Here is a 14,927-nt window from a genome sequence, read left to right on the forward strand (position 1 = left end):
GGGGTGGACGCCGGCTCATGCGCCCGCGTTCCGCGTGAAGGAGGTGCGCAGGCGGTAGCGGTCGCCGGCGTAGCGGATCGAGGAGGACAGCAGCGGGCGCCCGGTCCGGTCACGGACGATCTGCCGCATTTCGAGGACCGGCGTGCCCGCGGCGATCGCGAGGTGCCCGGCGAGCGCCGCGTCGGCGGGGCGCGCCTCGATGGTGGTGTCGGCCTGCGCGAGCTCGAAGCCCAGGCGGGCCATGGTGTCGTAGAGCGAGCGGGTGGTGAAGTCGACCTCGTCGAAACCGGTGGCGAGGTCGGCGGGGACGAGCGAGTGGTCGACGGCGATGGGGACGCGGTCGAGCATCCGGACGCGGTCCAGCCGGTAGAGCGCGGTGCCGGGGACGACCCGGAAGGCCTCCGCCTCGTCGAAGGTGGCCGGGCCCGGCTCGCGGCGCAGGACGCGGGACGTAGGGACGAGTCCCATGCGGCGGGCGGTCTCGGAGAACGACTCCAGGGTGTTGGGCCACTCCTTGCGCTCCGGGGCCGTGACGTACCAGCCGCGGCCCTGGGCGGGGCGCAGGGTGCCCTCGTCGACAAGGGCGGTCAGTGCCTTGCGCAGGGTGACGCGTGAGATGCCGAGCATCCGGCACAGTTCGCGTTCGGGTGGCAGCCGGGAGCCGGGTTCGACCTCGCCGAGGGCGATACGGCCCTCCAGGGCGGACTTCGCCTGGATCCACAGGGGTTCGGGGTAGGCGCCGGTGAGTTCGGGAGGCGCCGCCCGGTCCGGCCGCCGGGGGCCGCTCTGATCCGTGATCATGCCGGGACCTGGACCCTTTCCCATGTGCCGGTGCGCATCGAGGTGTAGCAGGCGTCCAGTACGTGGTTGACGACCACGCCGTCCTCGAAGGTCTCGCGTGGTGCGACGCCCCGGGCGAAGCAGTCGGCGAAGTGCCGCATCTGCTGGCTGAAGCCGTAGGCGCGGGCCTCCTCGGGGACGGGGTAGACCCAGCCGGTGTCGGCGTCCGCCTTCTCGACCAGGTAGTCGACGGGGTGCTCGATGAAGCCCCAGACGGGGGTGGCGGAGGTGTCGGTGACCAGGCGGCCCGCGCTGCCGACGAGTTCGTGCCGCAGTTGCATGCCGCCCTTCTCGATCCAGGACGACTCCACGGTGGCGAGCTGGCCGCCGGCGAACTTGAGGAGGGCGATGGCGGTGTCCTCGCCGGTGGTGCGGTCGGCGTGGGCGAGGGTGGCGCCCCACGCGAAGACCTCGGTGATGGGGTTGTCCTTGCCGAAGAAGTGGCGGGCGGACTCGACGGTGTGGCAGCCCATGTCGAGCAGGGCGCCGCCGCCGGCGGTCTCCGCGTCCCAGAAGTGCGGGGCATGCGGGCCCGAGTGCGCTTCGCGGGCCCTCATGGTGAGCAGGTCGCCGATCGCGCCGGCGGCGACCATCTCGTGCGCCTTGGCGATGTTGGGCGAGAAGACCGAACTCTCCGCGTAGCCGTGCCAGATGCCGGCCTCGCGGACGACGTCCAGGATGTCGCGTGCCTCGGCGCCGTTGCGGGCGAGCGGTTTGGTGCACACCACGCCCTTGCCGGCCGCGGCGACGGCCCGTACCGCTTCCAGGTGTGCTTCGTTGGGGACGGCGACGACCACCAGGTCGACGGCGGGGTCGGCGCACAGGGCCGCCATGTCGTCGTGGGCGCGGGCGTCCGGTGCCCACCGGGCGGCGAGCGCGGTGGCGCGTGCCAGGTCGCGGGAACAGGTGGCGACCAGGGCGGCGTTGCGGACGTCCTGGAGGGCGTCCGCGTAGGTGTCGCCGATGAATCCCGAGCCTATGAGTCCTACGCCGATCACGTGTTCCTCTTCCCTCGTCCTGCGGTGGCCGGCCGCGTGCGGCGTCTGCCCCGGACTTTCATGGTAGCAAGTGGTATCTCATTGGTATTACGCGGATCGGTGCGACAAGGACCACACATGACCAGTGGGTCCAGGCCTCCGGTCCCTCCCGCGGCCGTCAGCTCTCCAGCAGCGCGTCGAAGGCCCGGGACAGCTCCTGGTCGACCGACTTCAGCTCCGGGTGGGCGTCGTGGTGGGCCAGTGCTTCCCTGGCCCCTTCCGCGAAGGACACCCGGGGCGCGAACCCCGGTACGAGCGACCGCAGTTTGGACGTGTCGAAGAGCATCGAGTGCCGGAAGTCGTGCTCCAGCACCTCGCCCCAGCCGGGCACGTGCACGGCGATCGACTCGCTGGAGCGGTGGCGCAGCACCGGGGCGCGTACCCCGGCGGCGGCGGCGAGGGTCAGGTGGATCTGGTCCCAGGTGAGGATGTCGCCGCCGACCACGTTGACGCTCTCCCCCACCGCGTGGTCCAGACCGAGCAGCGGGACGACGGCGCGGGCCACGTCCCGGGTGTGGGTGAGGGACCACAGCGACGTGCCGTCGCCGTGGACCACCACGGGCCGCCCGGCGCGCATCCGGTCGATCGCCGTCCATCCGGCGAGGACCGGGATGACCGTGCGGTCGTACGAGTGGAAGAGCCGCGCGATCGTCAGCGGGAAGCCGGTCGAGCGGTGGGCGTCCTCCAGCAGCAGTTCGCAGGCGATCTTGTCGCGCGCGTACCCGAACACCGGCTGGCGGCGCGGGCTGGACTCGGTGATCGGCAGGTTCGGCACCGGCCGGCCGAAGACCGAGCAGGTGCTGATGAAGACGTACTGCCCGGTCCTGCCGTGGAACAGGTCCGGGTGGGCGCCGATGTCGTCGGGGGTGTAGCCGACCCAGTTGACCACCGCGTCGAACTCGTCGCCGCCCAGGGCCGCCTCGAGCGCCTCGGCGTCGCGGATGTCCGCGCGCAGTTGCCGCACGCCGTCGGCGACCGGCCGGGTGGGTTCCGAGCGGGTCACGACGGTCACGTCGATCCCGGCGGCGACCGCCCGGGCCGCGACGGCGGAGCCGATCAACCCGGCGCCGCCCAGGAACAGTACGTTCATGCCCGCTCCTCGGTGGGTTCCGGGACGCGTGCGCCGCGCGACAGCCCGCGGCCCACGAGGTGGTCGTACGAGCGCCGCAGCGCCTCGAACGTGTCGATGTGCAGCCGCTCCAGCTCGACGAGGTGCCACCGCACGCCGGACGGTGTGTTCAGTGTGCGGGCCCAGTCGGTCCCGCCCTCCCCGATGGGGACCATCACGTCGTTCTCGTAGCTGACCGCCGGGCCGTCCTTGACGTGCACGAGCCGCACCCGGTCGCCGAGCCCGGCCAGCACGTCGGCCGGGTCGGCGCCGCCCATCCGCGCCCAGTACGCGTCGAGTTCGACCAGGACGCGGTCGTCCAGCAGCTCCAGCAGCAGGTCGTAGGCCGGCCGGCCGTCGAACTCCTGGGAGAACTCGGCGAAGTGGTTGTGGTAGGCGATGCGCATCCCCCGCCCCGCCGCGCGCTCGGCGGCCTCGTTGACCCGCTCCACACCGCGCCGGACCGCGTCCGGCGAGTCGAACTCCTCGCGCTCCATGCTCCACACGAGGATCCCGGCCCCCAGCTCCTCGTTGAGGTCGAGCGACGCCTCGGCGTCCGGCCCCGCGGGGAACGGGGTGTGGGCGCTGGTCAGGGTGAGCCCGGCGGCGGCGACGGCGTCCCTGACCCGGGCGGGCCCGAAGTGCTCCACCAGGCCGTAGGTCTCGACGCCCAGGTAGCCCAGGGCGGCCAGCCGGGCGAGGGTGCCCTCCAGGTCGGCCCGTGCCTGGTCGAGCACGGTGTACGTCATGACGCCGAGGCCGGCTGTCACGTCTCCTCCTCCGGCCGGCCCCGCGGGGCCGGTGCGTGTCGTCTCAGTCACGGCCGGCCGCCCATCGCAGGGCCTGCCTGACCAGGGTGCGGACCGGTGGTTCGCCCCAGGAGCGCAGGTCGTGGCCGAGCGCCAGGTAGACCACCCGGCCGGCCCCGACCTCGCGGGCGTACAGCACCGGGACGACCACACCGTCCGCCCGGTGCCGTTGCGCCAGTACGGTGAGGTCCTCGTCGGCCGTCTCGAACTCGTAGTACTCGTCGAAGAGTTCGAAGTCGGAAAGCCCGCGGGTGACGGGGTGGTCGGCGACGATCTCGACGGTGTGCCGGCCCTCGTGGTGGCCCGGGCCGTGCGAGAGGTAGCGGTTGCCGAGCAGCTCGAAGAGCGGCCGGTCCGCCGGGTCGAGGCCGTCCCCCAGCACCCCCATGATGTTGGCGCCGTGCACCCCCACCAGCCCCTTGCCGCCGCGAACGGCGTCGGCCAGGGCCCGCTGCTGGTCCGTGGCGAAGTGGCCGCCCGCGGTGTAGAGGAGGTAGACGTCCGCCTCGGCGGTCTCGGGTCGCGGGTCGGCGAAGCGGCCGGTGCCCATGGCCTTGCGGGTGACGAACCCGGCCTCCACGCCCAGCTGTTGGAAGACTCCGGCGGCGCCGAGCAGGTCGTGGTGGATGTCGTCGCCGTTGACGACGACCATGGCTCTGGGCGTCGAGAGGTGTGGCATGGCTCTCCTCGCGGGGGTGCGGCAGGGGTGGAGCGGGCGGTGGGGTGGCGGCGCGGCCGGACCGGGCGGCCCGGCGGCGCGCGGGCGGCTCAGGCGGGCTTGAGGCGCAGGGCGACCACGGGGTTGGGGATCGGGCTGAAGTACGGGTCGTCCGGCGAGGGGAAGCCCGTGGCCTTCGCGGTGCTCCAGTCGCTGTAGCTGCCCCAGTAGAACATCGGGATCCAGGGCAGGTTCTCGACGAAGATCTTCTCGATCCCGTTCAGGATCTGCTGGCGCTGGGCGTCCGTGGTGGCCTTGGGGTACTCCTTGAACAGCGCGGCGGCCTCGGCGTTCTGGAAGCGCTCGATGTTCTGGTAGGTCGGTGTCGCCTTGCCGATCGGGTAGTAGAGGTTGGGGTTGATCGTGTCGTTGTAGTACGAGAAGGCCCGCGGCGCCGAGTTGACCGGGTAGCCCATCGTGGAGTCGAAGTCACCCTTGGCGGTGAGGGTGTTGATCTCGGTCACCGTCGTGGTGTCGATGTTGAGCTTGATGCCGATGTCCTTGAGCTGCGAGACCAGCACCTGGCAGCGCGCGGCGATCTCGGTGTACGCGGAGGGGAAGGTGATGGAGAACTCGACGCGCTTGCCGCCCTTGGCGTAGTAGCCGTCACCCGCCTTGGCGTAGCCGGCGTCCTTGAGGATCTGCTCGGCCTTGGCGGTGTCCTGTTCCAGGTTGAGGCCCTTGTACTGCGGGGCGATGTTGGCGGTGTAGGCGGGCATCGGCAGGCCGGTGATGCTGGTGGCGGGCACGTCGTTGCTCGCGGCCGCGACCTGCTTGCGGTCGACGCCGAGGTTGATCGCCTTGCGTACCGCGAGGTCGCTCAGGGGCCAGCGCTCCAGGTTCGGGATCAGGCCGTCGGTCCCGGCGATGGGCGCCCAGTAGTGGTTGTGCTTGCTCCGGCTGACGAACGTCTTCTCGGCGTTGGCGATGAACGTGCCGCCCCAGTCGGCCTGGCCCTGGACGAGCGCGTTGGTCATGCTCACGTTGTCCTTGTAGGCCACGAAGCGCAGCGCGTGTATCTGGGCCTTGGTCTGCCAGTAGTCCTCGTTGCGGACGAGCAGGAAGCTCTGCGGGGAGAACGTGGAGAGGGTGAACGGGCCGGTGCCGACCGGGTTCTTGTCCGGGTACGTCGTCGGGTCCTTGACCTTCGACCAGAGGTGCTTCGAGACGATCGGGCAGGACACGATGTTGGTGAAGTACTGCTGCGAGGGCACCGCGAAGGTGAACACCACCTGCTGCGGGGTGGGCGCGCTGACCGTGGCGAAGTCGGCGCCGAGGAGGTTCATCCCCGGGTGCGACTTCAGCATGGTGTACGTGAACACCACGTCGTCGGCCGAGAACGGCGTACCGTCGCTCCACTTGACGCCCGAGGCGAGGTCGAGGGTGAGGGTCTTGTTGCCGTCCGACCAGCGCCACGCCTTGGCGAGCCAGGGCAGGTCGTGGCCGATGTTCACGGTGTTGATCTGGACGAGCGGCTCGTAGATGAAGCCGCTCTGCCCGGGGGACGAATAGGTCAGCGCCTGGGCGCTGTTGGGGAGGAACGGGTTGAAGACCTGGGTGAGGTTGTCGGACTGGCCGGCCACCGTGAGGGTGGTCTTGCCACCGCCCGAGCCGGCGCCGCCCGAGGACGGCTGACAGCCCACGAGGGCGAGGGCGGCCGTACCGGCCAGGGCTCCGGCGAGAACGCCTCGTCTTGTCATGCCTGACTCGATCGGCGAGGAGGAAGTCGTCACGTTCGTCTGCTCCTTGAAAGAGGGGGACAGCGGGAGAGATACGTGGGGGTGTGGGTGGGAGTCGGTCGCCGTTCAGGCGGTGGGGGCGGCCGGACGCGCGACGGCCTCGGTGTTCTCGGCCCGTTTGGCACGGGCCTCGGGGTCGTCGGCGTAGAGCCAGCACCGGACGGTGTGTCCGGCGGTCAGGGGGAACGGCTCGGGTGCGGTGGTCGCGCAGCGCTCCATCGCGTACGGGCAGCGCGGGTGGAAGCGGCAGCCGGCCGGCGGGTCGATGAGGCTCGGCGGCTGGCCGATGTCCCGGACGCGGTCGGCGCCGGACCTCGACGGGTCGGGTGCGGAGGCGATCAGCAGTTGGGTGTACGGATGGGCCGCCTCCTGGGTCACCTCCTCCGAGGGGCCGCTCTCGACGACCTGCCCGGCGTACATCACCGCGGTGTCGGTGGCGAAGTAGCGGGCGGAGGCGATGTCGTGGGTGACGTAGAGCATCGCGGCGTTGCGTTCCTCGGTGAGGCGGCGCAGCAGGTTGAGGATGCCGAGGCGGATGGAGACGTCGAGGCTGGAGACCGGTTCGTCGGCGAGGAACACCTCGGGGTCGGCGGCCAGCGCGCGGGCGATGGAGATGCGCTGGAGCTGTCCGCCCGACAGTTCGTGCGGGTACTTCGCGGTGAACTGTCGGGGCGGCACGAGGTTGATCTGCGTCATCAGGTCGTCGATGACGGCGGCCTGGTCCTTGCCGCGCTTGCCGGGGTGGTGCAGGGCGACGGCCCGCTTGAGGGTGCCGGCGATGGTGGCGACCGGGTTGAAGGAGCCGAACGGGTCCTGGAGGATCAGCTGGACCTTGCGGACGTGGTCGCGGAAGGCCCGGCCGCGCATCGCCCTGACGGGTTCGCCGTGCAGCCGCACCTCGCCGCTCGTGAGCGGGTAGAGCTGGGCGAGCAGGCGGGCCAGGGTCGACTTGCCGGACCCGGACTCGCCGACGAGCGCGGTGATCCGCCCCGCGTACAGGCTGAGCGAGACGTCGTCGACGGCGTGCACGACCTTGCGGGTGGCGCCGCGCCGGGGCAGTCCGCTCCGTACGGGGAAGTGCTTGGTCACGTGGACGGCTTCCAGCACGGGCCGCTGCCCGGCCGTGGTGCCGGTGGTGGTCCCCGTCCCGGTCTTCGTGTCACCGCTCATCGTGTCTCACCTGTCGCCAGTTCGTTCGGGGTGTTCCGGGGGTGCGGGCCGCCGGGGTCGGCGGGAGTGCCCGCGCCGGTGTCCGCGTGCAGCAGGCAGGCCGCCAGGGACGTGCCGCCGCCGGGCCCGGTGACCTGGAGGAGCGGGGGCACCTGGGTGGCGCAGGCGTCGAAGGCGTGCGGACATCGGGGGGCGAACGCACACCCGCTGGGGAGTCTGCGCAGGTCGGGCGGGGAGCCGATGATGCCGGTCAGCTCCCGCTTGGGGCCGCCGAGGGTGGGGAAGGAGCCCAGCAGGCCGCGGCTGTACGGGTGTTGCGGGCGGCGGTAGAAGTCGTCGGCCGGGGCCATCTCGACGACCTTGCCGCCGTACATCACCGCGATGGTGTCGGAGAGTTCGATCAGCAGGGACAGGTCGTGGGTGATGAACACGACCGAGAAGCCGAGCCGGTCCTTCAACTCCATGATCTTCTCGATGATCTGACGCTGGATCACCACGTCGAGCGCGGTGGTCGGTTCGTCCATCACGATGATCTCGGGGTCGAGGGCGAGCCCGACGGCGATCATCGCGCGCTGCCGCATGCCGCCGGAGAGTTCGTGCGGGTAGGAGTTCGCGCGGTCGGCGGGGATGCCGACGATGCCGAGGAGTTCCACCACCCGGGCGGCGCGTTCCCGGGCGTCCATCTTCGGCCGGTGGGCGACGATGACGTCCTCGATCTGGGCGCCGATCCGCAGGATCGGGTTGAGCGCGTTCATCGCCGACTGGAAGACGATGGACAGTTCCTCCCAGCGGAAGCCGCGCAGTTCGTCCTCGTCCATGGCGAGCACGTCGACGGTGGTGCCGTCGGGCTTGGTGTAGTGGATCTCGCCCCGGGATATCTCGGCCGGCGGCTTGTGCAGCCGGGTGATGGCGTAGGCGAGGGTGGACTTGCCCGAGCCCGACTCCCCCGCGATGCCCAGCACTTCGCCGCGCCGCAGGGTGAACGAGACGTCGCTGACGGCCGGGGTACGGCCGCTCTCGCCGACGTACTCCACCCGCAGGTCGCGGACGTCGAGCACGACGTCGGTGCTGTCCTGGGTGAAGGGCGTCGCGGCGGGCCGCCGTACCACCGGGCCCTGGTGGCGGACACGGCGCGGGCGCTTGGCCGACACCTGGCCGCGCTGGGCCTTCTTGGTGCCGATGCCGGCCTGCCGCAGCCGGGGGTTGATGAACTCGTCGATGCCGAAGTTGACCAGGGACAGGGAGGTGCCGAGCACCGCGATGGCCAGTCCCGCGGGGACGAACCACCACCAGGCGCCGGTCAGCAGCGCGCTGCCGGTCTGGGCCCAGTAGAGGATCGTGCCCCAGGACCACTGGGTGACGTCGGCGAGGCCGAGGAACGCCAGGCTGGCCTGGGTGAGGATGGCGAAGATGACGGTGCCGAGGAACGAGGCGGCGATCACGGCCATCTGGTTGGGCAGGATGTCCTTGAGGATGATCCGCCAGGTCTTCTCGCCGGTGGCGCGGGCGGCCTCCACGAAGTCCCGTTTGCGCAGGGACAGCGTCTGGGCGCGCAGCACCCGGGCGCCCCAGGCCCAGCCGGTGACGGTGATGACCAGGATGATCCCGAGCGACCCGCTGTGCGGGAGGTACGCGGCGAGGATGATGGTCAGCGGCAGTCCCGGCAGGACGAGGAACACGTTCGCGAGCAGCGACAGCAGTTCGTCGCCGATCCCGCCCACGTACCCGGCGGTGATGCCGACCCCCACCGACAGGACGGTGGTGATGACGGCGGCGCCGAGGCCGACCACCATCGAGGCGCGGGCGCCGTACAGCATCTGGGACAGGATGTCCTGTCCGTTCTGCGTGGTGCCCAGCCAGTGGGAGCCGGAGGGCGGGGCGAGGGCCGCGTCGCTGACGGCGGAGGGGTCGTACGGCGAGATCCACGGCGCGATGACGGCCAGGACCACGAAGACCAGCAGGATCACCAGGCCGGTGAGGGTCATCGGGGAGCGCAGCAGGCGCACCCAGAGCCGGGTGAGGTTCCCGGAGGACTCCACACCGGTGTCCGCCTCGGCCAGGGCAGCGGGTTGCAGGGCCATGGGTCAGCTCTCCCTTGTCCTCGGGTCGAGGAACACGTACGCGATGTCCGCGAGGAGGTTCGCGACGAGTACCAGCACGGTGATGAGCAGGAAAATGGCGGACATCAGGGGGTAGTCGGCCGCCTGCGCGGCCTTGAAGAGCACCGACCCGATGCCGGGGTAGTTGAAGACGACCTCGGTGACGATGGAGCCGCCGATGACGAAGCCGAGCGACATCGCGAAGCCGGAGAACGACGGGAGCATCGCGTTGCGGGCCGCGTAGGTGTACATCACCCGCCGCTTGGAGAGGCCCTTGGCCTCGGCGAGCCGGACGTAGTCCTCGCCGAGCGTGGTCAGCATCATGTTGCGCATGCCGATGAGCCAGCCGCCGACCGAGGCGACGGTGATGGTGGCGGCGGGCAAGACCGCGTAGTTGACCGCGCTGGCGAGGAAGCCGCCGTTCAGCCCGATGCTCTGGTCGAGCGCGTAACCACCGGACAGCGGGAACCAGTTGAGGGTGATCGCGAAGACGTAGACCATGATGATCGCGAACCAGAAGTAGGGGATGGACGACAGGAACGTCGTCACGGGCACCAGCGAGTCGAGCCAACTGCCGCGTTTCCAGCCGGCCAGCATGCCCAGCGAGGTGCCGAGGACGAAGCCCAGCACGGTGCAGATGGTGACGAGGATCAGCGTCCAGTACATGCTGCTGCCGAGGACCGTGCTGACCTTGGACGGGTAGTACGCGTACGAGATCCCGAAGTTGCCGGTGAACACGCTGTGCCAGTAACTGACGTACTGCTGCCAGAGGTTCTGGTCGGGCTGGCCGAAGAGAACCCGCAGGGCGTGCACCGCGGACGGGCTGAGTTTGCCGTGGAACTGGTTGATCAGGTTGTCCGCCGGATTGCCCGGCATGACACGCGGGATGAGGAAGTTGAGGCTGATCGCAGCCCAGGCGGTGAGCAGGTAGAAGGCGATCTTCCTGAGGAGTGTGCGCACGGATCAGTCCCCTTCACCGGCGGCCGTCGCTTCCATAGCCGACTCGCTCTCTTTCGGCCGATTTAGTGGTGTGCCAAATGCATACCACTTGCCGACATCTTAATACGAACGGCGATCCTGTCTAGAGGTGGAACAGGAGAGAACGCGGCGTAAATTCGCTGCCTAGTTGGCTACTTTAGCCACAAAGAAGGACATAAAGGGCGGGCGAATCCGGCCAGTGCCCGCAGATGGGGTTCGGATTGGTGCTTACCACTTAGGACCACATCGCTACACTGATCCGCACCACTCGGACAGGAACGCGGACTGGAGTCCCCTCATGAAGATCAGTCAACTCGTCGGCCGTCGCACCTCCGAGGTCGTCACCGCGGACGACCCCGTGCCCGCCGACCACCAGGTGCTGGTGGACGTACTGGCCTGCGGGGTGTGTACGTCGGACATCGGGGCGTGGCGGGACCACGACCCCGCCGGCGCACCGGTCCGGCTGGGTCACGAGATGGTGGGCCGTGTGGTCGGCGCGGGGCGCGACGCGGGGCGGTGGGTTCCGGGCGATCTCGTGACGGGCCTGGGCGGCGAGGGGTTCGCGACGCGGGCGGTCATGGACGCGAACGCGGTCCTGCCGGTGCCGGCGGGCATCGAGCCGGCGCACGCGCTGGGCGAACCGGTGGCCGACCTGGAGGAGGCCCTGTCCCGTACCGGCGTCGGCCCCGGTGACCGGGTGGCCGTGGTGGGTCTCGGCTTCATGGGCCTCGGCCTCGTCCAGCTCGCCAAACGGCACGCGCCCGGTCTGCTCATCGGCGTGGACCCGGACCCCGCCCGGCGCCGGCGGGCCCTCGCGCTCGGCGCCGACCTGGTCTTCGCACCCAACACACTGCCGGAGGAGTACCGCTCGGACACCGGCCGGGCCACGGACGCGCGGCCGGCGATCGTGCTGGAGGCGACCGGGGCCACCGGCGGGCTGCGGACGGCGGGCAGCATGGTCCGGCCGTTCGGCACGCTGGGGGTGGTGGGCTACCACCACACCGGCGACGCGATGATGGACATGGACCTCTGGTACAAGGCCGTCACCGTCGTCAACGGCTTCTGCCCCGACCGCACCCGGCTGGTCGCCGCGATGCGGGAGACCCTCGCCCTGATCGCCGAACGGCGGTTCAGCTACGAGCCGTTGATCACCCACCGGTTCGGCCTGGACGACGTCGACGAGGCGTTCCGGACCCTGGAGGCGGCGGGCCCGGACTTCGTCAAGGGGGTGGTGCTGTTCTGAGCGGGGCCCCCGCGCGCACTACGAGCGCGCGAACGAGGTACGCAACCGGTAGCGGTCGCCCGCGTACTGGATCGTCGAGACGAACAACGGTTCCCGCTGTCCGCCCAGCGCGACCTGCCGCATGACGAGCACCGGGTCGCCGGACGCCAGGTCGAGGTGCTCGGCCGCCCGTTCGTCGGCCTTCGTCGCCTCGATCGTGCTGTCCGCGCGCACCGGTTCGACCCCGGCCGCCGCGAGGGTGGCGTACAGCGACCGCTCCTGGAAGTCCACCCGCTCGATGTCCGGTACGAGTGCCTGCCGCAGGCGCGTCACATCCAGCGCTATCGCCACGCCCTCCAGCAGGCGCACCCGCTCCAGGCGGAAGAGCGGCGTCCCGGGAGCGATGGCCAGTTGCTCGGCCTCGTCGATGGTGGCCGGGCTCGTCTCGGCGCGCAGCACCTTGGAGTGGGGGGTGAGCCCCATCCGCGCCGCCGTCTCGCTGAACGACTCCAGTGTGTTGGGCCATTCCTTCTTCCGCGCGGCCGGGACGGTCTTGGCCACGTACCAGCCACGCCCGTGCGAGGGGTTCAACACCCCAGTCTCGACCAGGCTGTTGAGCGCCTTGCGCAACGTCACGCGGCTGATGCCCAGTTGCTGGCACAACTGGCGTTCGGGGGGCAGCCGGCCGCCGGGCAGGAGCACGCCCCGGTCGATCTCCCCCTGGATCACCTGGACCGCCTGGATCCACAACGGCTCCGGATATCCGGGCACCATGGCACCGGAGACCTCAGGCGAGTCGTTCATACAGTGAGGCTCCCATGGTGATGTGCTCCGGTGAACAGGCGCGGATCACCTTAGCGGACGCGGTCAGCGCGCCGGGCCGCGCCGGGTCACCTCGCCCTTCGCGTCCGCGTCGAGGAAAGCCGAGCCGTCGGGTCCCGTCACGGTGACCCGGAGGGTGAGGGCGCCGGTGAGGTGCTCGGCGGTGACCTGCCAGCTCTGCGGGGCGCCGACGCCGAGCGTGGTACGGGCCCGCGCGACCAGGTCGGGCACGCGCGCGCACGGCAGGGAGCGTACGTCGAACCGGACGAGCGGGGTGTCGGCGGGGGCGAACACCACGGTCAGCAGCCGTTCCTGGACGCTGACGGTGAGTGCCTGGCGCGCGTCCGCCTCCTTCCCCTTGGTCAACGAGTCGACGGCCCGGCACAGTTCGCCCCGGTCGAGCAGCGACTGCCCCGGTCCGACGGAGACCGTGCCGAGCCCCGCCGACGAGGTGACCGTGGTCGAGGTCGTGGTGGAGACGGAGGGTTTCGCGGAGGACGGCGGCGGCGCGGACGCCTCGTCCCCGAAGAGGTCGGCGCGCAGCGGCACGATCACCGCGGCGGCGCCGAGCAGCAGGCCGAGGAAGCGGAGAAGACCGGCCCCGCAGCCCTCCGGGGGCTTCTTCACGAGAGCGGATTCCGGCGCGGAGTCGATACGGGCCTCGGCGGCCCGCGCCTTCCATTCGGCGGGAGGCCGCGTGACGAGCCGTACCTTCCAGGGCCGGTCCACGTGGTAGGTGACCACCACGATCCCGCGCGGACGGTGGTCGGGGAGGTCGACCAGGTTGATGTTCGCGGTGGTCTCGACGCGGTACGCGGACGCGTCGTCCGGCGCGACCGTCAGAACGAACTGGACGGGTATGTCCCCCGTCTCGCCCCCAACGGCGTGCGCGCTCTCGATCACCGCGAGCGCCGTACGGGCCCCCGCGCCGGCCTCGCGGAAGCGCCGCGGCAGCCCGGCGGCGAAGAGCAGCAGGGCGTACGCGAGGGGCAGGGCCAGGCCCCCGGCGACCAGCGGAACGCTCTCGATGACGGCGCCGCAGACCAGCGCGGCCAGGGAGGCGCCGGTCACTCCCCCGGACAGGAAACCCCGGAGGAGAGCCACCGGTCGGTGGTGGGTGGGAGGCGCGCTCTCCGTGATCGTCATGCGCACGATTGTCTGTGGTCCGGGCGTCCACCGGAATGCCTGTGCGTGACCATCCGTGGCCCGGGAGGGATCGGCGGGGTGCCGCGGATTCGGCGCCGCGACACCCTCAGGCCACCGCTACGACAGCACCGCGTCGCCGGTCCGCGGCTCGTCGGGCTCCGACACCGGGGGCGGGTCGGCGAGTTGCTCGCGCAGGTAGTTCCAGACCACCGCCACCAGCGCGGCCACCGGCACCGCGAGCAGGCTGCCCACCACACCGGCGAGGCTGCCGCCGAGTGTCACCGCCAGCAGGACCACGGCGGCGTGCAGGCCCAGTCCGCGGCTCTGGATCATGGGCTGGAGCACGTTGCCCTCCACCTGCTGGACGACGACGATGATCGCCAGCACGATCAGCGCGTCGGTCAGGCCGTTCGACACCAGCGCGATGAGCACCGCGACCAGGCCCGCGAACAGCGCGCCCACGATCGGCACGAACGCGGAGACGAAGGTCAGCACCGCCAGCGGGAGCACCAGCGGCACCCCGAGCGCCCACAGGCCGATTCCGATGAACACCGCGTCGAGGAGACCGATGAGGGCCTGCGACCGTACGAACGCGCCGAGCGTCTCCCAGCCGCGCTCGGCGACGATCGGGACGTCGGTGGCGAGCCGGCCGGGGAGCTGGCGGGCGAGCCACGGCAGGAACCGCGGGCCGTCCTTGAGGAAGAAGAACATCAGGAAGAGCGCCAGGACACCGGTGACCAGACCGTTGAACACCGTGCCCACGCCGGTGACCACGGCGCCCACCATGCTGCCCACACTGCCCTGGATCCGGGCGACGGCGGCGTCGAAGGCGCCCGCGATCTGGTCGTCGCCGATGTTCAGCGGCGGCCCGGAGGCCCACTCGCGCAACTTCTGGATGCCGTCGACCACACCGTCCGTCAGCTCGCCGGACTGGGACGCCACCGGCACCGCGATCAGCGCCACGATGCCGAGGGAGACCAGGAGGAAGAGGAGGGTCACCGCCGTCGCGGCGAGCGCGGGGGCCCACCCGCGCCGGCGCAGGAAAGCGGTCAGGGGCCAGGTCATGGTCGTGAGGAACAGCCCCACCACCAGCGGCCAGACGACCGGCCACATCCGGCCCAGGAGCCACAGGCCCACCGCGACCATCACGAGGACCGCCAGCAGTTCGACGGAGACGCGCGCCGATCTCCGGAGCGCTGCGGCGGTTTTGGTGGAACTCAGCGTGGCAGACATGGGGGC

General features: G+C 70.8%; 13 protein-coding genes and 1 pseudogene. 1 reads left to right on the plus strand and 13 read right to left on the minus strand.

Annotated elements, in window-relative coordinates:
* Positions 1-15 precede the first annotated feature (15 nt).
* The 10 genes and pseudogenes from HA039_RS03350 to HA039_RS03390 form a co-directional block, all read right to left on the minus strand.
* A complete protein-coding gene (locus HA039_RS03350; protein ID WP_167023519.1) occupies positions 16-801 on the minus strand; it encodes a GntR family transcriptional regulator in 786 nt (261 codons plus the stop codon).
* A complete protein-coding gene (locus HA039_RS03355) occupies positions 798-1,838 on the minus strand; it encodes a Gfo/Idh/MocA family protein (protein ID WP_167023522.1) in 1,041 nt (346 codons plus the stop codon). Before HA039_RS03355 ends, HA039_RS03350 begins: the two co-directional genes overlap by 4 nt.
* A gap of 157 nt (positions 1,839-1,995) precedes the next feature.
* Positions 1,996-2,967: an NAD-dependent epimerase/dehydratase family protein gene (locus tag HA039_RS03360; RefSeq protein WP_167023526.1), complete on the minus strand. Its 972-nt coding sequence runs from the start codon at positions 2,965-2,967 to the stop codon at positions 1,996-1,998.
* Positions 2,964-3,755: a sugar phosphate isomerase/epimerase family protein gene (locus tag HA039_RS03365; protein WP_208298530.1), complete on the minus strand. Its 792-nt coding sequence runs from the start codon at positions 3,753-3,755 to the stop codon at positions 2,964-2,966. The genes HA039_RS03360 and HA039_RS03365 overlap by 4 nt, the downstream gene beginning before the upstream one ends.
* Positions 3,756-3,798: 43 nt before the next feature.
* Complete coding sequence (locus HA039_RS03370) at positions 3,799-4,473, minus strand: ThuA domain-containing protein (protein ID WP_167023529.1); 675 nt, start codon at positions 4,471-4,473, stop codon at positions 3,799-3,801.
* Between the two features lie 89 nt (positions 4,474-4,562).
* Entirely contained in the window at positions 4,563-6,245 is a 1,683-nt protein-coding gene (locus tag HA039_RS03375) for an ABC transporter substrate-binding protein (RefSeq protein ID WP_208298531.1), read from the minus strand.
* Positions 6,246-6,317: 72 nt separating this feature from the next.
* Positions 6,318-7,421, minus strand: a complete 1,104-nt coding sequence (locus tag HA039_RS03380; RefSeq protein WP_167023532.1) for an ABC transporter ATP-binding protein — start codon at positions 7,419-7,421, stop codon at positions 6,318-6,320.
* The gene (locus HA039_RS33750) at positions 7,418-8,530 is read right to left on the minus strand and encodes an ABC transporter ATP-binding protein (RefSeq protein ID WP_425086401.1); all 1,113 of its coding nucleotides are present in this window, start codon (positions 8,528-8,530) and stop codon (positions 7,418-7,420) included. Before HA039_RS33750 ends, HA039_RS03380 begins: the two co-directional genes overlap by 4 nt.
* A 141-nt stretch (positions 8,531-8,671) precedes the next feature.
* Positions 8,672-9,502, minus strand: a pseudogene (locus HA039_RS33755) (ABC transporter permease); the annotation flags it as partial.
* Between the two features lie 3 nt (positions 9,503-9,505).
* Positions 9,506-10,480 carry an ABC transporter permease gene (locus tag HA039_RS03390; RefSeq protein ID WP_167023538.1) on the minus strand — a complete coding sequence of 325 codons (975 nt, stop codon included), beginning with the start codon at positions 10,478-10,480 and terminating at the stop codon, positions 9,506-9,508.
* A 316-nt stretch (positions 10,481-10,796) separates the two neighbouring features.
* On the opposite strand from HA039_RS03390, the gene HA039_RS03395 reads away from it, so the two are divergent.
* The gene (locus tag HA039_RS03395; RefSeq protein WP_167023541.1) at positions 10,797-11,741 is read left to right on the plus strand and encodes a zinc-dependent alcohol dehydrogenase; all 945 of its coding nucleotides are present in this window, start codon (positions 10,797-10,799) and stop codon (positions 11,739-11,741) included.
* 18 nt (positions 11,742-11,759) lie between these two features.
* Here the strand turns inward: HA039_RS03395 and HA039_RS03400 are convergent, their stop codons facing one another.
* The 3 genes from HA039_RS03400 to HA039_RS03410 all read right to left on the minus strand — a co-directional run bounded on the left by HA039_RS03400 (position 11,760) and on the right by HA039_RS03410 (position 14,921).
* The gene (locus HA039_RS03400; protein ID WP_167023544.1) at positions 11,760-12,524 is read right to left on the minus strand and encodes a GntR family transcriptional regulator; all 765 of its coding nucleotides are present in this window, start codon (positions 12,522-12,524) and stop codon (positions 11,760-11,762) included.
* A 63-nt stretch (positions 12,525-12,587) separates the two neighbouring features.
* Entirely contained in the window at positions 12,588-13,688 is a 1,101-nt protein-coding gene (locus HA039_RS03405; protein WP_167023547.1) for a hypothetical protein, read from the minus strand.
* 117 nt (positions 13,689-13,805) lie between these two features.
* On the minus strand, positions 13,806-14,921 hold the full coding sequence (locus tag HA039_RS03410; RefSeq protein ID WP_167023550.1) for an AI-2E family transporter: 1,116 nt from the start codon (positions 14,919-14,921) through the stop codon (positions 13,806-13,808).
* Positions 14,922-14,927: the final 6 nt, after the last annotated feature.

Source organism: Streptomyces liangshanensis (assembly GCF_011694815.1).
GTDB classification, from domain to species: Bacteria; Actinomycetota; Actinomycetes; order Streptomycetales; family Streptomycetaceae; genus Streptomyces; species Streptomyces liangshanensis.

Excerpts from the sequence above, each read along its gene's own strand:
- HA039_RS03360 (WP_167023526.1), bottom strand. The coding sequence starts at position 2,967 with ATGAACGTACTGTTCCTGGGCGGCGCCGGGTTGATCGGCTCCGCCGTC.
- HA039_RS03370 (WP_167023529.1), bottom strand. The coding sequence starts at position 4,473 with ATGCCACACCTCTCGACGCCCAGAGCCATGGTCGTCGTCAACGGCGAC.
- HA039_RS03395 (WP_167023541.1), top strand. The coding sequence starts at position 10,797 with ATGAAGATCAGTCAACTCGTCGGCCGTCGCACCTCCGAGGTCGTCACC.
- HA039_RS03400 (WP_167023544.1), bottom strand. The coding sequence starts at position 12,524 with ATGAACGACTCGCCTGAGGTCTCCGGTGCCATGGTGCCCGGATATCCG.
- HA039_RS03380 (WP_167023532.1), bottom strand. The coding sequence starts at position 7,421 with ATGAGCGGTGACACGAAGACCGGGACGGGGACCACCACCGGCACCACG.
- HA039_RS03350 (WP_167023519.1), bottom strand. The coding sequence starts at position 801 with ATGATCACGGATCAGAGCGGCCCCCGGCGGCCGGACCGGGCGGCGCCT.
- HA039_RS03410 (WP_167023550.1), bottom strand. The coding sequence starts at position 14,921 with ATGTCTGCCACGCTGAGTTCCACCAAAACCGCCGCAGCGCTCCGGAGA.
- HA039_RS03405 (WP_167023547.1), bottom strand. The coding sequence starts at position 13,688 with ATGACGATCACGGAGAGCGCGCCTCCCACCCACCACCGACCGGTGGCT.